18 protein-coding genes are annotated in these 22,016 nt (G+C 62.4%); 14 read left to right on the top strand and 4 right to left on the bottom strand.

The features are described 5' to 3' along the window. Nucleotides 1–64: 64 nt before the first annotated feature. Together HW452_RS01540 and HW452_RS01545 are read left to right on the top strand one after the other, a co-directional pair. The gene (locus HW452_RS01540; protein ID WP_224104342.1) at nucleotides 65–1,213 is read left to right on the top strand and encodes an exonuclease SbcCD subunit D; all 1,149 of its coding nucleotides are present in this window, start codon (nucleotides 65–67) and stop codon (nucleotides 1,211–1,213) included. Beyond that, the gene (locus tag HW452_RS01545; RefSeq protein ID WP_224104343.1) at nucleotides 1,210–4,278 is read left to right on the top strand and encodes an AAA family ATPase; all 3,069 of its coding nucleotides are present in this window, start codon (nucleotides 1,210–1,212) and stop codon (nucleotides 4,276–4,278) included. The genes HW452_RS01540 and HW452_RS01545 overlap by 4 nt, the downstream gene beginning before the upstream one ends. A gap of 99 nt (nucleotides 4,279–4,377) precedes the next feature. Here HW452_RS01545 and HW452_RS01550 read toward each other — a convergent pair whose 3' ends face one another. Next, entirely contained in the window at nucleotides 4,378–5,760 is a 1,383-nt protein-coding gene (locus tag HW452_RS01550; protein WP_224104344.1) for an NAD-dependent succinate-semialdehyde dehydrogenase, read from the bottom strand. 591 nt (nucleotides 5,761–6,351) lie between these two features. Here HW452_RS01550 and HW452_RS01555 point away from each other — a divergent pair. From HW452_RS01555 to HW452_RS01590, 8 genes are all read left to right on the top strand, one after another. After that, nucleotides 6,352–6,558 carry a cold-shock protein gene (locus HW452_RS01555; protein WP_224104345.1) on the top strand — a complete coding sequence of 69 codons (207 nt, stop codon included), beginning with the start codon at nucleotides 6,352–6,354 and terminating at the stop codon, nucleotides 6,556–6,558. A gap of 193 nt (nucleotides 6,559–6,751) precedes the next feature. Continuing rightward, complete coding sequence (locus HW452_RS01560; protein ID WP_224104346.1) at nucleotides 6,752–8,521, top strand: SLC13 family permease; 1,770 nt, start codon at nucleotides 6,752–6,754, stop codon at nucleotides 8,519–8,521. A gap of 73 nt (nucleotides 8,522–8,594) precedes the next feature. Further along, a complete protein-coding gene (locus tag HW452_RS01565) occupies nucleotides 8,595–9,260 on the top strand; it encodes an alpha/beta hydrolase (protein WP_224104347.1) in 666 nt (221 codons plus the stop codon). Between the two features lie 73 nt (nucleotides 9,261–9,333). After that, the gene (locus HW452_RS01570) at nucleotides 9,334–10,014 is read left to right on the top strand and encodes an NADH-quinone oxidoreductase subunit K (RefSeq protein WP_224104348.1); all 681 of its coding nucleotides are present in this window, start codon (nucleotides 9,334–9,336) and stop codon (nucleotides 10,012–10,014) included. Further along, nucleotides 10,011–11,501, top strand: coding sequence for a complex I subunit 5 family protein (locus tag HW452_RS01575; RefSeq protein ID WP_224104349.1), 1,491 nt, complete (start codon nucleotides 10,011–10,013; stop codon nucleotides 11,499–11,501). The genes HW452_RS01570 and HW452_RS01575 overlap by 4 nt, the downstream gene beginning before the upstream one ends. Beyond that, nucleotides 11,498–13,003 carry a complex I subunit 5 family protein gene (locus HW452_RS01580; protein ID WP_224104350.1) on the top strand — a complete coding sequence of 502 codons (1,506 nt, stop codon included), beginning with the start codon at nucleotides 11,498–11,500 and terminating at the stop codon, nucleotides 13,001–13,003. The genes HW452_RS01575 and HW452_RS01580 overlap by 4 nt, the downstream gene beginning before the upstream one ends. Beyond that, the gene (locus HW452_RS01585; RefSeq protein ID WP_224104351.1) at nucleotides 13,000–14,772 is read left to right on the top strand and encodes a proton-conducting transporter membrane subunit; all 1,773 of its coding nucleotides are present in this window, start codon (nucleotides 13,000–13,002) and stop codon (nucleotides 14,770–14,772) included. The genes HW452_RS01580 and HW452_RS01585 overlap by 4 nt, the downstream gene beginning before the upstream one ends. After that, nucleotides 14,769–15,767 carry a YihY/virulence factor BrkB family protein gene (locus HW452_RS01590; RefSeq protein ID WP_224104352.1) on the top strand — a complete coding sequence of 333 codons (999 nt, stop codon included), beginning with the start codon at nucleotides 14,769–14,771 and terminating at the stop codon, nucleotides 15,765–15,767. Before HW452_RS01585 ends, HW452_RS01590 begins: the two co-directional genes overlap by 4 nt. A 44-nt stretch (nucleotides 15,768–15,811) precedes the next feature. On the opposite strand, the gene HW452_RS01595 is transcribed toward HW452_RS01590, so the two are convergent. Then, nucleotides 15,812–17,221 (bottom strand): PhoH family protein, encoded by a 1,410-nt coding sequence (locus tag HW452_RS01595; RefSeq protein ID WP_224104353.1) that lies wholly within the window; start codon nucleotides 17,219–17,221, stop codon nucleotides 15,812–15,814. Between the two features lie 179 nt (nucleotides 17,222–17,400). Beyond that, nucleotides 17,401–18,270: a LysR family transcriptional regulator gene (locus HW452_RS01600; RefSeq protein WP_224104354.1), complete on the bottom strand. Its 870-nt coding sequence runs from the start codon at nucleotides 18,268–18,270 to the stop codon at nucleotides 17,401–17,403. Between the two features lie 109 nt (nucleotides 18,271–18,379). Here HW452_RS01600 and HW452_RS01605 point away from each other — a divergent pair, with 109 nt between their 5' ends. Both HW452_RS01605 and HW452_RS01610 read left to right on the top strand, forming a co-directional pair. Then, nucleotides 18,380–19,246: a cation diffusion facilitator family transporter gene (locus HW452_RS01605; RefSeq protein WP_224104355.1), complete on the top strand. Its 867-nt coding sequence runs from the start codon at nucleotides 18,380–18,382 to the stop codon at nucleotides 19,244–19,246. 111 nt (nucleotides 19,247–19,357) lie between these two features. After that, nucleotides 19,358–19,627 carry a hypothetical protein gene (locus HW452_RS01610; RefSeq protein WP_224104356.1) on the top strand — a complete coding sequence of 90 codons (270 nt, stop codon included), beginning with the start codon at nucleotides 19,358–19,360 and terminating at the stop codon, nucleotides 19,625–19,627. Nucleotides 19,628–19,699: 72 nt separating this feature from the next. On the opposite strand, the gene HW452_RS01615 is transcribed toward HW452_RS01610, so the two are convergent. Then, entirely contained in the window at nucleotides 19,700–19,885 is a 186-nt protein-coding gene (locus HW452_RS01615; RefSeq protein WP_224104357.1) for a DUF3008 family protein, read from the bottom strand. Between the two features lie 124 nt (nucleotides 19,886–20,009). Here HW452_RS01615 and ybaK point away from each other — a divergent pair, with 124 nt between their 5' ends. Further along, entirely contained in the window at nucleotides 20,010–20,477 is a 468-nt protein-coding gene (gene ybaK, locus HW452_RS01620; protein WP_224104358.1) for a Cys-tRNA(Pro) deacylase, read from the top strand. Nucleotides 20,478–20,578: 101 nt separating this feature from the next. Further along, complete coding sequence (dbpA, locus tag HW452_RS01625; protein WP_224104359.1) at nucleotides 20,579–21,976, top strand: ATP-dependent RNA helicase DbpA; 1,398 nt, start codon at nucleotides 20,579–20,581, stop codon at nucleotides 21,974–21,976. Nucleotides 21,977–22,016 lie beyond the last annotated feature (40 nt).

Below are 22,016 nucleotides of genomic sequence, written 5' to 3' on the forward strand. Positions count from 1 at the left end.
TGGGCTAAACGCCGCACGGTTAGGTTGTTATGATGCGACAACCTAACCTGCTGTTGAGCCTGTCATGCGTTTACTGCATACCGCCGATTGGCATCTGGGGCGGCTGTTTCACAACGTCTCCCTGCTGGATGACCAGCGCCACGTTCTCGCCCAACTGATCGAGGTCGTCGATCGCGAAGCCGTCGATGCGGTGCTTGTCGCGGGCGATGTCTTCGACCGCTCGGTGCCGCCTGCCGCGGCAGTAACGCTGCTCGATGAGGTGCTGGGCGAGCTCTGCCAGACCCGCGGGCTGCCGGTGGTGATCATCTCAGGCAATCACGACGGCGCCGAGCGGCTGCGCTTTGGTGCCCGCCACCTGCGTCAGGCCGGGCTGCATATTCTTTCGGATCTCGCTAACTGCTTCTCCCCGGTAACCCTGTCGCTTGGCGGTTGCGAGGTGGATATCTTTGGCGTGCCCTACGCCGATCCGGAATACGTGCGCAGCCAGTTTGGCGTCGAGGTGCGCGATTTCGACAGCGCCCACCGCTACCTGGTCGAGCGTATCGATGAGCAGCGCCATCCCACCCGACCGACCCTGTTGATGAGCCACTGCTTCGTGGACGGCGCCAGCGCCTCGGACTCCGAACGGCCGCTCACCCTGGGCGGGGCAGAAAGCGTTGCCTGGGAGCCCATGCAGCACTTCAACTATGTCGCCCTTGGCCACCTGCACGGCCCGCAGTACCGTGGCGGTGAGCATATTCGCTACAGCGGCTCGCTGCTCAAGTACAGTTTTTCCGAGGCGACCCAGCGCAAGGGCGTGACGCTGGTGGATATCGACGAAGCAGGCCGCGTTCAGACCGAACATGTCCCGCTTATGCCGCGCCGCGACGTGCGCGTACTCGAAGGTGAACTCGAAGCGCTGCTCGCCCAGGGAGAGCATGACGCCAAAAAGGATGACTACCTGCTGGTACGGCTGACCGATCGCCATGCCATCCTGGACCCCATGGGCAAGCTGCGCGCGGTGTACCCCAACGTGCTGCATCTGGAAAAGCCCGGCATGCTGGGCAGCCAGCAGCGCCAGCAGCTTGACCGTGAGCGGCTGCGCTTCGATGCACTGGACATGTTCAGCGACTTTTTCGAGCAGACCAGCGGCGAGCCCATGAGTACCGATCAGGCAAACGCCATGGGCAGGCTGATCGACGAGCTCAAGCGTAACGAGGAGCAGAGCCCATGACCCCGCTGGCGCTGACCATGCAGGCTTTCGGGCCTTTCGCGGCCATCGAGACCATCGATTTTGCACAGCTGGGCAAGAGCCCGCTTTTTCTGATCAACGGGCCGACGGGCGCAGGCAAGAGCTCGATTCTGGACGCCATCTGTTTCGCGCTCTACGGCCAGACCACCGGCGACGAGCGCTCGGGTACACAGATGCGCTGCGATCAGGCAGGCGCCTCGCTGCTGACCGAAGTCTCGCTGGACTTTTATCTGCGCGGCACCGCCTACCGGGTGCGCCGGGTACCCCAGCAGGAGCGCCCCAAGGCGCGGGGAGAGGGCACCACGACCCAGAGCGCGGAAGCCCAGCTGTGGAAGCTGACCCGCGCGGGTGAAGAGGATGAATGTCTGGTCGCCAGAAGCGTCAACGATGCCAACGCTCAGGTTCAGGCGCTGCTGGGCCTGGATGCCAGCCAGTTTCGCCAGGTAATGGTGCTGCCGCAGGGCAAGTTTCGTGAGCTGCTGCTGGCGGAATCCAAGGACCGCGAAAAGATCTTCTCCCAGCTGTTTCAGACGCACATTTTCCAGCGTATCGAGGAGCGCCTGCGCACTCAGGCCAATCAGATCGAACGCGCGGTGAACGACCACCGCCAGCACATTCGCGGCATTCTGACCGGTGGAGCGCTGGAAAGCGAAAGCGCGCTGGAGCAGGAGTGGCAGGCACTGATTCCGCAGGTGGCAAGTGCGCTACAGGCCTTTGAAACCGCGCAGCAGCGCCGGCGCCAAGCCGACAAGCAGCGCGACGATGCCCAGGCGCTGCAACGTCAGTTCGAGGCGCGTGACGCGCTGGCCGCAGACAAGGCCCGCCATCTCGAACAGCAAGGGAGCATTACCCAGGCCCAGCACCGCCTGATGCGGGCAATGCGCGCCCAGGCCCTGCGTCCCCAGCGTACAGCGCTGTTGCAGGCAAAGGAGGCCCAGGCCAGCGCTCAAGCCGAGCAGCATCAGGCCCGGGCCGCCCTCGCGGCCCAGCAAGCCCATGCCCAGCATGCGCAACAGGCACTGGAAGCCGCCCGCCAGCGCAGCGAAGAGCTGCCCGCCCTGCGCGAGCGGCATCGCCAGTTGGGCGAGTTCATCCATAAAGGCCAGCAGTTGAGCGAGCTGCAGGCACGCCTTGCTAATGCGCAAGACGCCTGGCAGAAGGCCGGTGACGCGCTCAAGCGCGATGAAGCCCGGCTGGAAAGCATTCGACAACAAGGCGAGGCCACCGGCACGCGCCTTGAACAGCTGCAGGAAGAGTTCCAGCGCTTGGCCAGTGCCCCTTCGGCGCTTGAGCGCCATGAGCAGTTGCACGCTCAGCGCCAGGAGCTGGCGACGCTTGACCGCCAGGGTCAGGAGCTGGCCGCCCAGCGGCAGCGGGCAAGTGAGGCGCTAGGTCAGCGCCAAGATGAAGCCACCCGGGCCGAACGTTACGCCACCGAGCAGGAGATGCGTTGGCACCAGGGGCAGGCCGCGGCGCTGGCACTTACCTTGGCGTATCAAGCGCCTTGCCCGGTCTGCGGCAGTCTTGAGCACCCGGCCCCGGCGGCCCAGGGCGATGAGGTGGTGACCCAGGCACAGGTAGAAACGGCGCGCGCCGCCCAGGAGAGCGCCCGCCAGGCACTGGAAAAAGCCCAGCGCCAGCAGGCGCAGCTTGCCCAGCAGTCCAGCTATCACCATGAACAGCGCCAGCGGCTGCTCGAGCAGCTAGGCACCTGGGCCGAACAGCCGCTGGCGGCGTTGGATAACGCCTGCGCCCGCCTTCGTGAGCAGGCCCGGCGGCGTCTGGACGTCGAGCGTGAGATTGCCGAGCAGCATGCCGCGCGCCAGGGGTTGCGGCGCGAGTGGGGCGCGCTCGATAAAGCTCTCAAGGCCCAGCGGCCAGCGGTAGAGACAGCGCGTGAAGAGGCGCTACGCCTTGAAAGCCAGCGCGACCAGCTCAGCCAGGCCCTGCCTGACGATGCCCGCGACCCGGAAATCCTGCGCCGAACCCTGACGGACCTGGAACAGCAGATCACCACGCGTGAAAAGCAGTGGGAGCAGGCCCAGCAAGCGCTGGCCGATAACCAGACCCGGCTGGCCCGGGCCGAAGAGCAGCTAAGTGGTGCTAGCCAGCGCCTGGAACGCAGTGAGCAGGCCGTGGAGAAGGCGCAGGCCGAATGGCAGGCAGCTCTCACCCAGAGTCCGTTCGAAGACGAAGCGGCGTTTGATGCCGCCCGGCTGGACGACGCCGAAAGCCAGCGGCTCACCGCGCAGATAGACGCGTATCAGCGCCGTCTGGCGGAACTCGAGGGCGCACTGCAGAGTTATCACGCTCAGCTTGGCGAGCAGACCCCGCCGGATATGCCAGCGCTGGGCGCACTGAGTGACGCGGCCCAGGCCGAAGAGCAGGCCCGGCTGGATGAGTGGCGAGCGCTGGATGGCCGACGTGGCACGCTGGAAAACATTCGGCGCACGCTGGCCGACGCCCACGCGGCACAGGCCGAACTTGAAGCGCAATACCGCCTCTGGGGCACGCTGAGCGAGATCGCCAACGGCCGCACCGGCCATCGCATCAGCCTGCAGCGGTTCGTGCTTGGCGTGCTGCTCGATGACGTGCTGATTCAGGCCTCCGAGCGCCTGGTGCGCATGAGCCGGGGGCGCTATCAGCTGGTACGCCGGGAAGATCCGTCAAAAGGCAACAAGGCCTCGGGCCTGGAACTGGATGTGGCCGATACCTACACCGGCAAGAACCGGCCGGTGGCCACGCTCTCCGGGGGGGAGTCGTTCATGGCGGCGCTGGCGCTGGCACTCGGGCTTTCCGACGTGGTGCAGGCTTATGCCGGCGGGATACACCTGGACACGCTGTTCATCGATGAAGGCTTTGGCAGCCTGGACCAGGATGCGCTGGACCAGGCGATCAGCATGCTCAGCGAACTGCAGATGGGCGGACGGATGATCGGGATCATTTCTCACGTCAGCGAACTCAAGGAGCAGATGCCGGTTCGTATAGACGTGCGCGCCAGCCGCCAGGGAAGCACAATAGAGGTGCAGGGCGTGCGGGCTTCTTGAACGATACCGGTGGGGCAGGGTGAGTACACAAAAGCGCCGCACGCCTGGCCAGGCGTGCGGCGCACTTCTTGACGCAGATAGCGTCACATCCAGGCGATGTTACTCGCTGACCACGATGACCGCCTTGGCGTTGACGAACTCATGCATGCCGAAGCCGCCATGCTCGCGGCCATAGCCTGAGTCCTTGACGCCGCCGAACGGCATCTCCGGTGTGGCCACACCAAAGCCGTTGATGAAGACCATGCCGGTATCGAAGTACTTGCTGGCAAGCTCCGTGGCGCGCTTCACGTCCTTGGAAATGATGCCGCCGCCCAGGCCATAGCGGCTGTCGTTGGCAATGCGCATGGCGTCTTCATCATCCTTGGCACGAATCAGCGCCGCGACCGGGCCGAACAGCTCGTCATCGTACGCGGGCTGGCCGGGGGTGACGTTGTCCAGCACGGTAACCGGGTAGAATGCACCTTTGCCTTCGGGTTTTTCACCGCCGCACAGCACCTTGGCACCGTTTTTGACACTCTCTTCCACCTGCTCGTGCAGCGCATCGCGCAAGTCGACACGCGCCATGGGGCCAAGGTCGGTATCGCTGTCATTCGGGTCGCCGACTTTCAACGACTTCATCTTCTCGACGAAGCGCTCCTTGAAGGCGTCATAGTTGGCCTCGGTAACCACGAAACGCTTGGCCGCCACGCACGTCTGGCCGCCGTTGAAGACCCGGCCCTGCACGCAGGTGTTCACCGCAACGTCGAGGTCGGCGTCATCGAGTACCAAAAAGGCATCGTTGGAACCCAGCTCCAGCACGGTCTTCTTGAGGTTTTCAGCCGCTTTGGCAGCCACCTTGCGCCCGGCACCGTCACTGCCGGTCAGCGTGACACCACGCACGGCCTTGTGGGCAATCACTTCATCCGATACCTCGTGGGAGATGACCAGAGTACGGAAGACGTTTTCCGGCAGGCCCGCTTCACGGTAAATCTTCTCCAGCAGCAGCCCGCTGCCCGTGACATTTTCGGCGTGCTTCAGCAGTACGCTGTTACCCGCCATGATGTTGGCGATGGAGTAGCGCACGACCTGATAGGCCGGGAAGTTCCACGGCTGGATGCCGTAGATGACACCCATGGGAGAGTAGGTAATGAAGCCGCGCTCGCCGTTACCGGGCTTGCGCTCTTCATCGGCCAGTTTTTTCGGGCCCTGCTCTGCGGTGTAGTCACAGATGCCCACGCACAGGTCGACTTCCTGGCGCGCCTGCTGTGGTGGTTTGCCCATCTCCTTGACCATGAGCTCGGCCAATTCTTCCTTGTGCTCACCCAGCGCTTTGCCGATGGCCTTGACGACCTTGGCGCGCTGGTCGAGTGACTGCAGGCGCCAGTCGAGAAAGGCCTGGTGGCTCGCCTCGACCACTTGCTTGGCCTGGCTGGAATCCATCAGCGTGTAGGTATTCAGCGTATCGCCGGTGGCCGGGTTAACGGTAGTGATGCTGTTGCTCATAAGATCTCCTATCTTTAGATCAACGCTTCAAGTGTTAGATCAGTGCCTGAATCTGCATCAACGCTTCAAGATCCATGTCGGCTTAAACCGACTGGTCTAATCAAGCTCGTTATCCACCTTAGTAGACAATCCGTCTGTCTGTCTAATCCTGTAACAAATGTGTTTTTAAAACGTTCCTTCTGCAAAGGCGGTCGGTGCTGCTTCGACTTTCCAGTGCAGGCTGGCAGGGGGCGTTGAGCAAGCTGACGGCGGTTTGAAAGATGCCGGGCGTGAGCGACAACCAGCAGGTTAACGACAAGATTCGCCAGCTGTATCGTGTCACTAGGGCCACGACGCTGCTGGCTGCCCTGATGACCCCGAAAGGCCGCTAATTGGTGTTTTAAAAGAAAATTCATTGCATTAAGTTTTTTTTCAAGCATAGTGTTGACGTGCGCTTTTGTTAAGCGCATGCTTCATGCAGTTGGTTAGCAAGTCGAACGTTGTCAGCAGTACCGAACGCCCATGCGTAAGTCTGGTGAAAGTTTCTTGTCCTACCCACTGCAATTCGGGTATTGCCCGGCTTTACATAGAGATATATCGAGGATTTCGATCATGGCAACTGGTACCGTTAAGTGGTTTAACGACACTAAAGGTTTCGGCTTCATTTCTCCGGACGACAATGGCGACGACCTGTTCGCGCACTTCTCCGAAATTCAAGCTGAAGGCTTCAAGACCCTGCAGGACGGCCAGAAGGTTTCCTTCGACGTCACTCAGGGCAAGAAAGGCCTTCAGGCTTCCAACATCAAGGTCGTGAACTAATTCACGCTACTTGATGTCCGCCGCTGACGCTTGACGTCAGTGTGCTGAAAACCCCGCTCATCAGGCGGGGTTTTTTTGTGCATGTAAAAACTTATATTCTATTTTGATATTTAAATGTTTCTAAAAATAACTTTTTAGAATATGCCGCAGGCTTCACAATAGCGCAGGCTTTTATTGTTAAGGATACTGCGTTATGTCGCTGGATGCCTGGATCGCGGTGGCTGTGGTCGTCATCATTTTTCCGTTAATGGCCGTGTCCCGCCTGGGGCCGGATATCATATTGCTGGGCGCGGTGATCGTACTGATGACGCTGGGCGTACTGGCGCCCGCCGAGGCGCTTGGCGGATTCTCCAACAGCGGCTTGTTCACCGTCGCGTTCATGTATGTGCTGGTGGCCAGTATCCGTGAAACCGGCGGTATCGATCTGATCATCCGCTACGTGCTGGGGCGGCCAAAAACCGAACGTGGGGCCATGCTGCGCCTGCTGCTGCCGGTTGCCTCCTTGAGCGGGTTCTTGAACAATACGCCGGTCGTGGCCACCTATATCCCCGCTGTAATGAGCTGGAGCCGGCGACTACGGCGCTCGCCCCAGCGGCTTTTGATGCCGTTGAGCTTTGCCTCGATTCTGGGCGGCACCGTTACCCTGTTTGGTACCAGTACCAATCTGGTCGTTCACGGGTTGCTGGTTGATCGTTATCCGAATCTGACCATGGGGCTTTTTGACCTTGCCTGGGTGGGGCTTCCGGTTGCCGTGGCCGGGCTTGCTTACCTGGTCCTGCTTGGCCCTCGCCTGCTGCCTGCCCGTGAAGGGCTTGCCAACGTGTTTGCCAATCCGCGCGAGTTCACCATCGAGATGGAAGTGGATCGCGATGGTGTGCTGGTCAATCGCACGGTGGAGGAGGCGGGGCTGCGCCATCTTCAAGAGCTGTTTCTCGTCGAGATCGAGCGCGACGGCAACGTGGTCAGCGTGGTTGGCCCCGGCGAGCAGTTGAAAGGCGGCGACCGCCTGGTGTTTGCCGGCACCAGCGATGCCGCCGTCGAGCTGCAGCAGATCCGCGGATTGGTGCCGTCCCGTGAAAGCGCCTCCAGCCTGGAAAAGGAGTTCAAGGAGCGCCGTCTGGTCGAGGCAGTGGTGTCCAGTCAGTGCCAGTTCATCGGCCAGCGTATTCGCGATGGACGTTTTCGCACGCTTTACGGTGCCGCCGTGCTGGCAGTGTGCCGGGGAGGCGAGCGGGTCAAGGGCAACCTGGGGCAGGTGCGTTTGCAGTCGGCGGATGTGCTGCTGCTGGAGGCCCGGCCGCCGTTCATCGAGCGCCACCGCCAGTCAAAGGATTTTCTGCTGATCAGCGAGCTTAACGGCTCGGCCCGGCCGGTGCATGAAAAGGCGCCGCTGGCCTGGGGCATCTTGCTGGGGGCGGTGCTGCTGGCGGCCCTTGGCGTGGTCAGCATGCTCAATGCCGCCATGCTCGGGGCAGCGTTGGCGCTTCTGACAGGCTGCTGTTCGGTCGAAGCCGCCAAGCGTGGACTGGATAGCCAGGTATTGCTGACCATCGCGGCATCTTTCGGGGTAGGGGCGGCGCTGCAAAGCTCTGGTGCGGCGGACGCCATTGCGGGGGGCGTGTTGAATATCGTGGGCGGTAGCCCCTGGCTACTGCTGCTGGGCACCTACTGCGTGGTGGCGCTCTTGACGGAAATGGTGACCAACAACGGGGCGGCGGTAATCATCTTTCCGGTAGTGATGGCCGCTGCCGAAAGCCTGGGGGTCAACCCGATGCCTTACGTGGTCACCGTGATGTTTGCCGCCTCGGCCAGTTTCCTGACGCCGATCGGCTATCAGACCAATTTGATGGTGTATGGGCCCGGCGGCTATCGCATCAGCGACTTTCTGCGTGTAGGCGGCGGGTTGAACGTGCTTACCGGCGCCATTGCGGTGGCCTTGATTCCTCTGGTGTGGCCCTTTTGAGCGTAACTTCTCGCCGTGAGTGCCGGTTTGCGCTAGGGTGCTTTTTTCAATCAAGTAAGTAAGGATGAAACCGATGACCGCACCGGGCGAACTGATTATCGAGCCGCAACATGGTCAACCCGCCGATGCCTGTGTGTTTATCATTCACGGGCTGGGGGCCGACGGGCACGATTTCGAGCCACTAATCCCCGCGCTGAACCTGCCAGGCAATGCGCACGTGCGCTTTATCATGCCCCATGCGCCAAAGCTTGCGGTCACCGTCAATGGCGGCATGGTCATGCCCGCCTGGTACGACATTCTGGCCATGGACCTGGGCCGCCGGGTGGACGAAGTGCAGCTCAAGCGCTCGGCCGAGCGCATCCAGGCGCTGATTCAGGAGCAGATCGATCAGGGCATCGATAGCCGGCGAATCATCGTGGCGGGCTTTTCCCAGGGCGGCGCCGTGGCCTATCAGGCCGCACTTTCATTCCCGCAGCCGTTGGGCGGGCTGCTGGCCATGTCGACCTACTTCGCCACGGCCGACAGCATCGAGACGAGCGAGGCCAATCGCACCCTGCCCATCGAGGTGCACCACGGCAACTTCGACCCCATCGTGGCCGAAAGCCTGGGCCGGGCAGCGTTTGATCGGCTCAAGGCACAGGGCTATTCGGCCAATTATCGCCAGTACCCCATGGCCCATGCGCTCTGCCCGCAGCAGGTGGGCGATATCGGTCAGTGGCTCACCAAGCTGCTGGGATAATCAGCACATCGACAAGTAACGTAAAGGCAGGCACAGTAACCTACTACAAGCCGGTGCAAGGATAGCAAAGGCCGTGATCGCGTCTGTTGATCTTATCGAAGTCGTTCTAGCGCTCTGTCTGCTGACAGCAGCGCTATTCTGCCTGTTCGACCGGCACCTGCTGCGCGCCTGCGGCTTTTTCGTTGCCTTTACCCTGTGCATGGCATTGGCCTGGTTGACCCTTGCCGCCCCCTGGCTTGCCTTGATGGAGGGCTTCATCGGGGCATTGCTGACCACGCCATGCTTCTTTTATGCCTTGGGCGTCCTTGCGCCCGCTTCCGACACATTGCCACCTCACGATCACTTCAAGGAGCCTCGCTTGCGCGGCGTCATGCGCACGCTGCTGGCGCTTGCCTGGTGTTTGATGGTGGGGGCCGTGGTGCGTTTTATTTTTCCTGCCATGGTGTACTCGCCCACCGAGCATCCGCTGCTTTTGGCAGGCGTGGTGATGGTGGCCGCCGCCATGGGCGCGTTTGCCTGGCACCGGCATCTGGTGCGTCGGCTGCTGGCGTTCAACGTGCTGGGCTCCGGCGTGTTTCTGCTGCTGGCCGGGCTGGCAGGGGCCGATCCTCAGGGGCAGGCGCTGATTACCACCGGCCTGGTGGTCGCCTGGCTCGGTTCTCTGCTGGGGGCACTGGTCATCCGCAAACTTTACCGGCTGGAGGGCGAAAACGCGCTGCTGGGTAGCCGTGGGCTCGAGGAGACACGCCAATGAACTGGCGGTTTGGCCTGACGGACAGCACCTTCGATCCCCTGATGACAAGCCACTGGGCGCTGGCCGCGGCGTTGTTGCTGCCGCTTGTATTTGGTGTCCTGGCGGCCATTTTCCCGCCCCGGCGGATGTGGCCCGTGGCGCTGGGGTGTGCTGTCATCCTTGGCGGTGGTATCGGCCTGCTCATGGACACCCAACAGGCAGGCGTGCTGCATTGGCAGTGGGAGTTTATCGGTATCAACGTGGCGCTGCGTGTGAACGGCGTCAGCATGCTGTTGCTGCTGCTGACCCAGTGGCTGGGCGCGGCAGCGGCGCTGTATACGCCGGGGCTCTTGCGTATTTCCGAGCCTGAGCGTCTTGCCCGCTGGCTCTGGCCGTTGATGGGGGTAGTCATCAGCGCGCTGTCGCTTGCCTGGCTCTCGACCGATCTGTTGACGCTGTACATCGCGTTGGAAGCCATGGGGCTTTCGGCAGTGGCCATGCTGCTGCTCTCCGGCAAGGCGGATGCGCTGCTGGCGGGTATGCGCTATCTGCTGCTCACATTGGTGGGGTCGCTTGCCTACCTGTTGGGGGTTGCGCTGATCCTGGGCTACTGGGGCCGGCTTGACCTGGCCGGGCTTGCCGAGATGGTGGAGCCTGGCCCGGTGGCCTGGGTAGCGGCGGCTCTAATGGGCGCGGGGCTTGCGCTGAAGGCAGCCCTGTTCCCGCTTCACGCCTGGCTTTCGCCGGTACACGCCAGCGCCTGGACGCCGGTGAGCGCGCTGCATGCAGGTCTGGTGGTCAAGGCGTCGCTGTTCGTGCTGCTCGAACTCTGGGGCATTCTGCTGTTCGAGACCTTCTGGGCGCCGCGGGTCATCGCCTGGATGGGCATGCTGGCGATCCTGTGGGGCGGGCTGATTGCCTGGCGAGCCGAGTCGCTGAAAACCCTGGTGGCCTCGTCCACCGTCGCCCAGCTGGGTTATCTGATGGTGGTATTTCCACTGCTGCTGGGGCCGGATATCAGCCCGCTGGCGCGAGCGCTTGCCTGGGACGGCTTCTGGCTGCAGCTGATGGGCCATGCGCTGGCCAAGGCGGCCATGTTCATGGCTGCCGGCAACCTGATACTGGCCACCGGTGAAAAGACCCTCGAAGGTCTTGCCGGTACCAGCCGGCGGCTGCCGCTTTCGCTGCTGGTGTTCGGGGTGGCCTCGGTCACCTTGATGGGGCTGCCCCCCAGCGCCGGTTTCACGGCCAAGTGGCTGCTGCTGCAATCCATGGTCATCTCTCAACAGTGGTGGGCAGTGGCCGCGCTGCTGGCCGGTACGCTGTTGACGGCTGCCTACATCTTCCGTTTCTTTCGCTACTCGTTCATGGAAACCGCGCCGCGTCACGACTATCAGCCGCTGGCACCGGGAATGGATGTCATTGCCCTGGGTCTGGCGCTGGCAGCCTTCGGGCTGGGGCTCTTGGCACACTGGCCGCTCGATCTTCTGCATGGAGGTGGCGCATGAATACCGCCTGGCTGCCGCTTACGGCGCTGGCGGCTTCGCTGCTGGCGGCGGTGATCATCTTCTCGCTGCCGGAAGAGGCAAGGCGGGCGCGTACCAGCGTCAACCTGACCGCCGCGATCATCAAGATCAGCCTGGTGGCACTGATGGTCAAGCGGATTACCCATGGCGACGAAGCGGTCTTCAGTTTCCAGGTCGTGGGCAATATCGATTTTGTACTGCGTGCCGATGCCCTCGGGGTGATGTTTGCCGGGCTCTCGTCGGTACTCTGGCTGTGCACCACGGTGTATGCCATCGGTTACCTGGAAGGCACCGCCAACCGCAAGCGCTTCTTCGGCTTCTTCAGCCTCTGCGTGGCCAGTACCCTGGGCATCGCGCTGGCTGGCAACCTGTTCACCTTCTTGATCTTCTACGAGATGTTGACGCTTTCGACCTATCCGCTGGTCGTGCATTCGGGGAGCGACAAGGCACTCAATGCCGGGCGTATCTACCTGCGCTACACCCTGACCGCAGGCGTCGTGCTGCTGTTTGGCGTCGTGCTGCTGTACAGCCTGACCGGGGATCACTCCTTTGCCTCCGAGCGCGGGCTGGGGGACTACCTGGACGATCACCGCGTGCTGCTGACGCTGATCTTTGCCCTGCTGGTAGGCGGGTTTGCGGTCAAGGCGGCCATGGTGCCGCTGCATGGCTGGCTGCCTCGGGCGATGGTGGCGCCGGCGCCGGTCAGCGCGCTGCTGCATGCGGTAGCCGTGGTCAAGGCAGGCGCTTTTGGCATCCTGCGCATCATCTACGATCTGTATGGCATCGAGCTCAGCGTTGAGCTGGGTGTGACCACGGCACTGGCCGTGGCGTCCTGCATCACCATTATTTACGGGTCGATGCGTGCCATTGCCCAGCAGGAATTGAAGCCTCGGCTGGCATTCTCGACCATCAGTCAGGTTTCCTATGTGGTGCTGGGCGTCAGCCTGTTCGGGCCGTTTGGCACCATCGGCGCGTTGGCCCACCTGCTGCATCAGGGGTTGATGAAGGTCACGCTGTTCTTCTGTGCGGGTATCTATGCCGAAGAGCTGGGCATCCACCGGATCGATGAAATGGACGGCGCCGGCAAGCGCATGCCCCTGACCAGCCTGGCCTTTACCGTCGGCGCGTTTGGCATGATCGGCCTGCCGCCGGTGGCGGGGTTCATCACCAAGTGGTATCTGGGCATCGGCGCCATTCAGGCCGACATGTACTGGGTGGTGGCGGTACTGGTGGCCAGCAGCACGCTCAACGCGATCTATTTCCTGCCCATCGTGCATCGCCTGTGGTTTCGCGTGGGGCCAGCCCACGGCCATGGCCACTGGCCCGACGAGCAGCGCCTGGGGCGCCTGGAAACCCACGGCTGGCTGCTCTGGCCTGCGGTGTTCACCGCCGTCATCAGCCTGGGCGCCGGGCTGTTTGCCGGGCTGCCGTTCAGCCCGCTGGACTGGGCGACCCGAGTGGCGGTGGGGGAGTACCTGCCATGATCACGCTGCTGCTGGTACTCGCCCTTGGCTGGCCGCTGTGCGTGAGCGCCCTCTGCGTATGGCAGGCCTACCGCACGCCGGTGGCGCGTCGGCGCTATTTCTCCTGTTGGTGGCTGAGTGCTGCCTGGCCGGCGCTCTTGCTGGCCTACGCTGGCGAGGCGCAGTGGGAGATGGATGCCTGGATGCTGGGCGGCCGCTGGTCGCTTGACGCGCTCAGCCGCCCCTGGCTTGCCTTTACCGCTCTTCTCTGGAGCCTCGCCGCGGTGCATGCACGCGGCTACTTTGCCAGGGAGCAGGCGCGTGCCCAGACGGGGGATGGCGCCGCCGAGCGTCGGCTGCTGCGCCTGGCGCTGCTGTGGCCGGTGACACTTTCGGGTAACCTGCTGCTGATCATTGCCCAGGATATTGCCAGCTTCTACCTCGGCTTTGCGCTGATGACGTTCGCCGCCTATGCCCTGGTAGTGCACAACGGCACCGCTGATGCCAAGCTGGGCGCCAGGGCGTACCTGATCCTGGCGGTGCTGGGGGAGGGGATGATTCTGGGCGGCCTTTTATGGGCCGCGGGCGCGACCCAAAGCGTGATGCTGGAGGGCGTTCGCGAGGCGGTGGCAACCTCTGAACACGGTGCGGCCATGGCGGCGTTGCTGTGGCTGGGGCTGGGCGTCAAGGCGGGGGTGATCGGCCTGCATGTCTGGCTGCCGCTGGCCCACCCGGCAGCCCCGGCCCCGGCCAGTGCCGTGCTGAGTGGCGCCATGATCAAGGCTGGGCTGCTGGGGTGGATCTACGTGCTTCCGCTTGGCGAGGCGTCGCTGTCACCGGCGCTGACCCAGCTGGGCAACATCATGCTGATCGCAGGGCTTGCGGCGGCCTTCGGCGCCGCACTCTACGGCGTCTGGCAGCGTCACCCCAAGGCGGTGCTGGCGTATTCGAGCATCAGCCAGATGGGCATGCTGACCGCCATGGTGGCCATGGGCCTGGCGGCACCTGAGGTATGGCCGCTGCTGCTGCCGGGGGTGGTGCTGTTTGCCGCCCACCACGCCCTTGCCAAGGGAGCGCTGTTCATGGGCACCAGCATCAGCGAGCATATGCCGCGCTGGTCGCCGGTGGTCATCTGGATGCTGCTGGCGCTGCCCGCGCTGTCGCTGACCGGTGCCTTTGCCGGGGGCTTGATCAGCAAGTGGAGCGTGAAAAGCGCGCTGTATGACATGCACCATGAAACGCTGATCAGCCTGCTCACCTGGGCAGCCGTGGGGACGTCGGCGCTGGTAAGCGTCAGCCTGTGGCGTCAATGGCAGCAGCGCAGCGCTGGCGGTAGCCACCCCGGGCAGTGGGGCGCCTGGCTTGCAGCGCTCGTTGCGGCGTTGATCACTCCGCTGTGGCTACCGCTTCCCGAGGGCAGCGCGGTCGTACCGCCGCTCAAGGAGTGGACAAGCCTCATGTGGCCGCTGCCGGCGGGCGTGCTGGTGGTAGCGTTTGGCTGGCTGGTAACGCGCTATGGACGCCTGGCCACGCCGCCCGCCGGCGACTTGTGGTGGCCTTGTGCCTGGCTTGGCTGCCACGTCTTGAATGGCGTGCGCCGGGCGGGGCTTGGTCTTGGTACGGTCAAGGCCAGATGCGTGGATATTGCCCTGGCCGTCGAGGCGCGGGCAATGAAGCTAGTTACCCAGCTGACGGCCATGGAAGGCTGGATGCGGCACCATACCAGCGGTCTGATGATGGCGCTTGCTGTCATGCTGGCCCTGTTATTACTGTGGGAAGGAGCATCATGAGTCAGTTCAATCTACCCCATCGCCGCGGGCGGCGTGCCCGGTCGCCGGAAGACATTCCGAGCCGAGGCTGGTTCGATATCGTCTGGCGGATGCTGCGCGCCGCCAAGCGCGACCGCATCACCATCCTGGCCGCCGGCGTAGCCTTCTATTCGCTGCTTGCCCTGTTTCCTACGATCGCGGCGGTCATTTCACTCTGGGGGCTTTTTTTCAATCCTATCGAGGCGGGCCAGCAGCTTTACGAAATCAGCCGCTTCATGCCGCCGGACGCCGCCAACCTGATCGACCAGCAGACGCAGCAGGTCGTCGAGAGTACGGAGTCCGGCAACACCATGACGGCGTTGATCGGGCTGCTGGTGGCCATGTTCATCGCCTCGAAGGCGGTAGGAGTGCTGGTGATCGGATTGAACGTGGTGTATGGCGAACAGGAGAAACGGCCGATTGTATGGCGTGGTGTGGTACTCATCCTGCTGACCTTCGGGCTGATCGGCATGACCCTGTTATCGCTTGGCTTCATCGCCGTGGTGCCGGTGGTGGTGGATAGCCTGATGATCGAGTCGCCGGTGGATAGTGCGTTGAAATGGCTGCGCTGGCCGGCGCTTCTGATCATCATGAGTTTTCTGATTGCGCTGCTGTACCGCTATGCGCCTTACCGGCGTTCGGCCCAGTGGCGCTGGCTGAGCTATGGCACGCTGCTGGCGACCCTGTTGTGGCTTCTGGGCTCGGGGGGGCTGTCGCTCTACGTTCGCTACTTCTCGAGTTTCAGCGAGCTGTATGGCTCGCTGGGGGCTGTGGTGGCGCTGATGATGTGGTTCTGGATGTCTGCCTTCGTGGTGCTGCTGGGAGCCGAGGTGAATAGCGAGATGGAGCGCCAGACCGGCAACGATACGACGGTGGGCGAGGAGCGAGCGCTGGGCGATCGTGAAGCGTTTGCCGCCGATACGATCGGCGTGGAAAACCCCTGGAATGATGACAAGGATGATACCCGCCGGCGCTAGGCGGGCGGGTAGGAGGCAGGCGGGGGCATTGAAATAACGGGGCGTTACAAAAGCTCCTCGGCGGCCAGGGCCAGGCGCGAACGCTCCACGCTTTTCAAGGTGATATGGCCGGCGTGGGGCCAGTCGCGAAAGCGCTCGACCACGGCGGCCATGCCGCAGGTATTGGCGGTCAGGTAGGGGGTATCGATCTGGCCGACGTTACCCAGGCAGACGATCTTGGTATTGCGCCCGGCGCGGGTGATCAGTGACTTGAGCTGCTTCGGGGTGAAGTTCTGCGCCTCATCGATGATCAGAAAGGTGTCGTTCAGGGTGCGCCCGCGCATGAAGCTTGGCGAGCGGATCTGCACCCGCGAGCCGATCAGCTGGCGCGTGGCGCCGTTATCCCAGCTGGATTCGCCCTCTTCGTTACGCAGCAGGTTATCCATGTTGTCGTGGAAGGCACCCATCCACGGTGACATCTTCTCCTCCTCGGTGCCGGGCAGAAAGCCGATATCCTCACCCATCGGAATGGGCGCGCGGGTAAACACGATCCGCTCGAACAGCTTGGCGTCCAGGGTCTGCTGAAAGGCGGCGGCAAGCGTCATGAAGGTCTTGCCCGTGCCTGCATTGCCGGCAATGGTGACCAGGTCGATTTCCGGGTCCATCAGCAGGTTGAGGGTAAAGTTCTGGCGGCTGTCGTGGGCGTGCACGCCCCAGACACCGGCGTGATGGCGGTAGTTGGTCAAGAGTTGCAGGCGGGCGGAGACGGGCGAAAGCTCGCGGATGATGGCTTCGAACTCGGCACCGTTTTCACTGTCGGACACCAGCATGCCCAGGTGCCAGTGGCGAGGCATGGCGCCGCTCAGCTGATAGAAGGTCTGGTGGCCGATGCGCTCCACGCTGACCTCCACGTTCAACGCTTCCCAGAGCGAGGCGCCCTCCAGGCCTGCGTCGGCGTACACCTTGGCCCCTTCGATCATGGCATCGCTGTCGGAGAAGGCCCGGTCGTTGAGGTAGTCCTCCACCGGCACCTTGAGGGCGGCGGCCTTGACGCGCAGGTTGATGTCCTTGGTGATCAGGATGACCGAGGCGTCCGGGCGCTCATCGCGAAGCCGGCAGGTTTCGGCCAGGATGCGGTTGTCGGGGCTGTCGTTAAGAGCGTCGAAAGGTTTAAGGTCGCTGTAGCAGAGAAAGTGCAAACGGCCGGTGTCGCCGCTGAGGCGAGGAATGGGAATACCGCGTTGAATCTCGCTGAAGGTTACCTGATTGGTCAAGTCAGAAAGCGTGCGGCTGATCTGCCGCGCCGTACGGGCAAGCTCACGACTGCCGTTTTTATGCTTGTCGAGCTCCTCCAGAACCGTCATGGGGATCACCACGTCATGCTCATCGAAATGGTAGAGCGCGGTGGGATCATGAATCAGGACATTGGTGTCCAGCACGTAAAGCCTGGTCGCTTTCTTATCGAGTTTTACCATCGTGGATATAACTCCTTGGTTGACGGCAATACCGACACTGGCAGTTACATCTTACGGTTCCATGACACTCGCCGGTGTCGCTCCCTGGGGGTGGTCCTGGGTCTCCTTGTGCGGCTCTTTTTACTAGCGTGGAAGGCAAACGCGTTTTTTTCCACTGCTATATGTCAATCGTGTTGCGATCAGCGGGTGTCGCCAAGAAAGTGCGCTACCTTGTTCAGCAGCGTCGTTGCCACCACGCCCAGGTTGTCGCCTTCCACATAGCGGTAGTAGTGGCTGTCCAGCGCCAGGTCGTGGTTCAGCGCACACAGCCGTCCCTCATCGATAGCCTTTTTGACCAGTGGATGGGGAAGCAGCGCCCAACCGGTGGCATTGATTACCGCATCGCGAATCACCTCGAACATGGTGAATCCAAGATAATTGGCGGAAAACAGCGCTTCGCTGACCAGTCGGTCTTCCTGAATATGGGTCAAGCATACCTGCGTGTACTGCGCCAGATCGTCCCGGTTGACGCTGGGCAACCGGCTCAAGGGGTGCTGGGGCGAGGCGACCAGACGCATGCCTACCGGAGCCAGGTTGGCGGCATTGGTGATCACGCCTTCGGCGGTATACAGACCAAAGGCGATATCCACCGTCTGGCGCAGGATGAACTGGCCGTGCTCCTGAGGGGGCACCAGATAGACCGAGATCGCGGTCAGGGGGAACTGCTGTTTCAAGTCGTGCATCAACTGGCGCCAGAACACTTCGGGCAGCGCGTCATCGCGGGCGATGCACAGCTGGTTCTCGACACCTTGCAGATGCTGGTGGCAGTGCTTCTTGATGCGGCTGGCGCTGGTCAGGAACCGGTAGCAGTCAGGCAGTACGCTTTCTCCCACCGCGGTGAGTTGAAGGCTGTTGCCGGAGCGTTCGAACAGCGCCACGCCAAGGCTATCTTCAAGCGCATGCACGGCTGCACTCAGCGTGCTGCGCTTGATACCCAACTGGCGGGCGGCCGCCGCAAACGAGCCGTGCTCGGTGACCTCCACAAACGCTTGTACCTGTTCAGTGCGCATAGGTTCTCTCTTGTCGAGCGCCAACTTTCATGGCGCTGAGCGATTCGTTTAACGCTAGCATACACGCTAGAATCCAGCACCTTTTCCTACTCGATACGGAGTTTTCAGCGTGACCCCCTTTGTTGCCGAGCGCCGAGCGCTACGATTTTCTGCCATTTCCGCAAGTCTGTTTGCCGTGACCGGCCTGGTGCTGGGACTGGCCAGTGGTTCCATCACCATCTTGTTCGATAGCGGCTATTCGCTGCTGAGCCTTGCCCTGGCGTCGCTTTCTTTGCTTGCCTTGCAGCAGGCGCGTAAACCAGCGGATGATCACTACCCCTTTGGGCGGCTGACGGTAGAGCCTCTTGCCGTACTGCTCAAAGGCGTGGTGATCGCGCTGGTATGCCTGTTTTCGATGGTCTCAGCGGTAGCGAGCCTGTTGCAGGGTGGGCGCCTGGTGACGCTCGACCTTGCCATCCTGTTCAGCCTTGCCAACGTGGGCGGCTGCCTGTTGACCTGGTGGTGGCTGAAGCGCTATGCGCGAATTGCCCGCTCGTCACTGCTGGCCGCCGAGCTGCGCCAATGGCAGATGGATACTGGGCTGAGTGCGGCGGTCATGTTCGGTTTTGCGCTGACATGGCTTCTGACCCTGACTCCCTGGGCGGGCTATGCACGCCTTGCCGACCCGGTCATGGTGCTGATCATTGCCGGCTACTTTCTGCCCATGCCGGTGCGCATGGTGCGTGGGGCGCTGCGCGAGCTGATGTTTGGCGAACCCGTGGGGCGCATTCGTCAGGACGTGGTCGAGGAAGTGGCCGACTTCGATATTTCAAGCGGCGATGTTCGCCTGGCTCAGGTGGGCAGTTTTCTGATGGTGGATATTCAGCTCGACAAGCAGCAGATCCATGATGCCGAAGAGATCGTCGAAAGCGTGGAGCAGCACTGCGTGCAACGCAATCTGCGCCCGATTACCAGTATCACGCTGGTTACCACCTAGGCCGATGACGCGCGGCTCGTTAAAAAGATTGACGGTAAAAGGGCGGGGTGATATCTAGCGCTACCGACCATCCGTGTCGGCCCCATACCGTACCTTCGAGGTTTACAAAACATGCCACTGCGCCGCTGTTTGCCCGTGCTGCTTGCCACCGTTCTGGTTGCGGGCTGCGCAAGTTCCACCGTTGCACCACGCTATACCACGAACAACCCGGATGTGATCCGCATTGGCGGTGAGCGACCCGCCAACGCCGACCCACGCACGGAAGATGCGGGTTCCTACTGCATGGAAACCTCCGAGCGCTGGAACGAACATGGCCGCACACCCGATGGCCAGACGCTATGGGCCAAGGATACCCTGCGCCGGGTCGTTCCCTGCCAGTAAGCACTTGTCTGTACCAGCATAACGCCAGCTCATGAGCTGGCGTTATGCTGTAAAGCGCTTGCAATGAGGGGATTAATCCCCTTTCTTTTGCGGCTTGCCTTTGCGCTGGGTGCTCGCGAACTCCTCGAGCTCCTTTTCGCTCATCGAGTCGTACATGTCCTTGGATGATTCATGAAGCTCACTTGGCTTGGTCTCCCCGCGCTTGGCGGAAAGGGCGGCGCCGGCGGCCTTTTGCTGGGCCTTGGATTTGGCTGGCATGATAAAGCTCCTGTCGATTGACTTCCCTTCGAGGCTTGCGCTATTTAGCCTAGCAGGCACGAAGCGCCTTTCCAGAGCCCTTTGAACTGCGCTGCTCATCTTTACCAATCATCAAGGGAGCATCATGACGCCAGCCATCAATACAGCAAAAGAAGCGGGCATTTGGTTCGACATCCATGAGTACCATCACGATACAGCGGCCGAGTCCTATGGTATGGAAGCAGCTGAAAAGCTGGGCATCCCCGCCGAACGGGTGTTCAAGACGCTGGTGGTCAAACTGGACGGCAAGACGCTTGCGGTGGGTATCGTGCCGGTGACCCACCAGCTGGGTCTCAAGCAGATTGCCAAGGCCGCCGGGGCCAAGAAGGCGGCGATGGGCGTACCTGTCGAAGTCGAGCGGGCGACCGGCTATGTGCTGGGTGGCGTAAGCCCGCTGGGCCAGAAAAAGCGCCTGGCTACCTATATCGACGAGACGGCCAGGGACTTTGCCAGTATCTATGTGAGCGCCGGGCGACGCGGGCTTGAAATCGAGCTTGCGCCAGACGATCTGGCTGCCCTTTGCCAGGCGGGCTTTGCACCCCTTGGCGTATGAGAAGCACGCAGCGGTAGGCACTTTCTGGTATGGTGCTTGCCATTAAAGTGCATTCTTTTCGTTATTTTTACCGGCCGTTGAACGGCCCTGCAGGTCTTATCGTGTCAGACGCTTCCTTCTCGTCGCTTGCCTTGCCGGCAGCGCTGCTTTCCAACCTCGAATCTCTGGGCTACCGGCAGATGACGCCGGTGCAGGCCCAGAGCCTGCCGCCCATGCTTGCCGGGCGCGATGTCATGGCGCAGGCCAGGACCGGGTCGGGTAAAACGGCCGCGTTTGGGCTGGCGCTGCTTGCCGAGCTGCGTGTGGAGGCGTTTGCCGTGCAGGGGCTGGTGCTTTGCCCCACCCGCGAGCTTGCCGACCAGGTGGCCGAAGAGCTGCGCCGTCTGGCACGGGCCATGGCCAACGTCAAGGTACTGACACTGTGTGGCGGCGCCCCGCTGGGCCCCCAGCTCGGCTCGCTCGAGCACGGCGCCCATATCGTGGTGGGCACGCCGGGGCGTATCGACGAACACTTGCGCAAGGGGTCGCTGACGCTTGGATCGCTGCGCACGCTGGTGCTGGATGAAGCCGATCGCATGCTGGACATGGGCTTTCAGGCGACCCTGGATGCCATTATCAGCGAAACCCCGGCGGATCGTCAGACACTGCTGTTCAGCGCCACCTTCCCGGATGAGCAGGAAGCCGGCGGGCTTGCCACCATGACGCGTGGCGTGATGGTGGACCCCGTCTCGGTCAAGGTGGCCGACATGCACGATGCCACCACTATCGAGCAGCATTTCTATGAAGTGCCCAATGAAGAGGCCCGCTTTGCCGCGCTGAAGCAGCTGCTGCTGGCCAACCGGCCCACCACCAGCGTGGTGTTCTGCAATACCAAGCGCGAAACCCAGGCGGTGGCCGACAGCCTGGTGGCAGCCGGGTTCAGCGCCGTGGCGCTGCACGGTGATCTGGAGCAGAAGGATCGCGATCGCATTCTGATACTGTTTGCCAACCAGAGTGCCTCGATTCTGGTAGCCACCGACGTGGCCGCCCGCGGACTGGATATTGCCCAGCTGGATGCCGTGTTCAACTATCAGATTGCCCGCGAGCTGGACGTTCACGTTCACCGGGTGGGGCGCACCGGGCGCGCCGGGGCCAGCGGCATTGCCTGCACGCTGGTGACCCCGCAAGAAACCTACCGCCTGGAGCGTCTCTCGGCGCTGCTGGGCGAGCCGCTGGCCACCGAAGCGCTGCCCAGGGCGACGCAAGGCGCACCTTTCGAACCGCCCATGGCCACGCTGCAACTCGCCGGTGGCAAGAAGGACAAACTGCGTCCGGGGGATATCCTTGGCGCGCTGACCAGCGAAGGTGGGCTCGATGGCGATCAGGTCGGCAAGATCAAGGTGCTCGCCCGCAGCGCCTATGTGGCCGTCAACTACTCGGTGGTCGACAAGGCCCAGGCGAAGCTTGAGCGCGACAAGCTGAAAGGGCGGGCCTTTCGCGTTCGCCGCATTCGTTATTAGGCGCTTTTCTATACTGTTGATCGCGCCGACTCATCAAAGG

Origin of the sequence: Vreelandella aquamarina, assembly GCF_020075495.1 — a bacterium.
Classification (GTDB): domain Bacteria; phylum Pseudomonadota; class Gammaproteobacteria; order Pseudomonadales; family Halomonadaceae; genus Vreelandella; species Vreelandella aquamarina_A.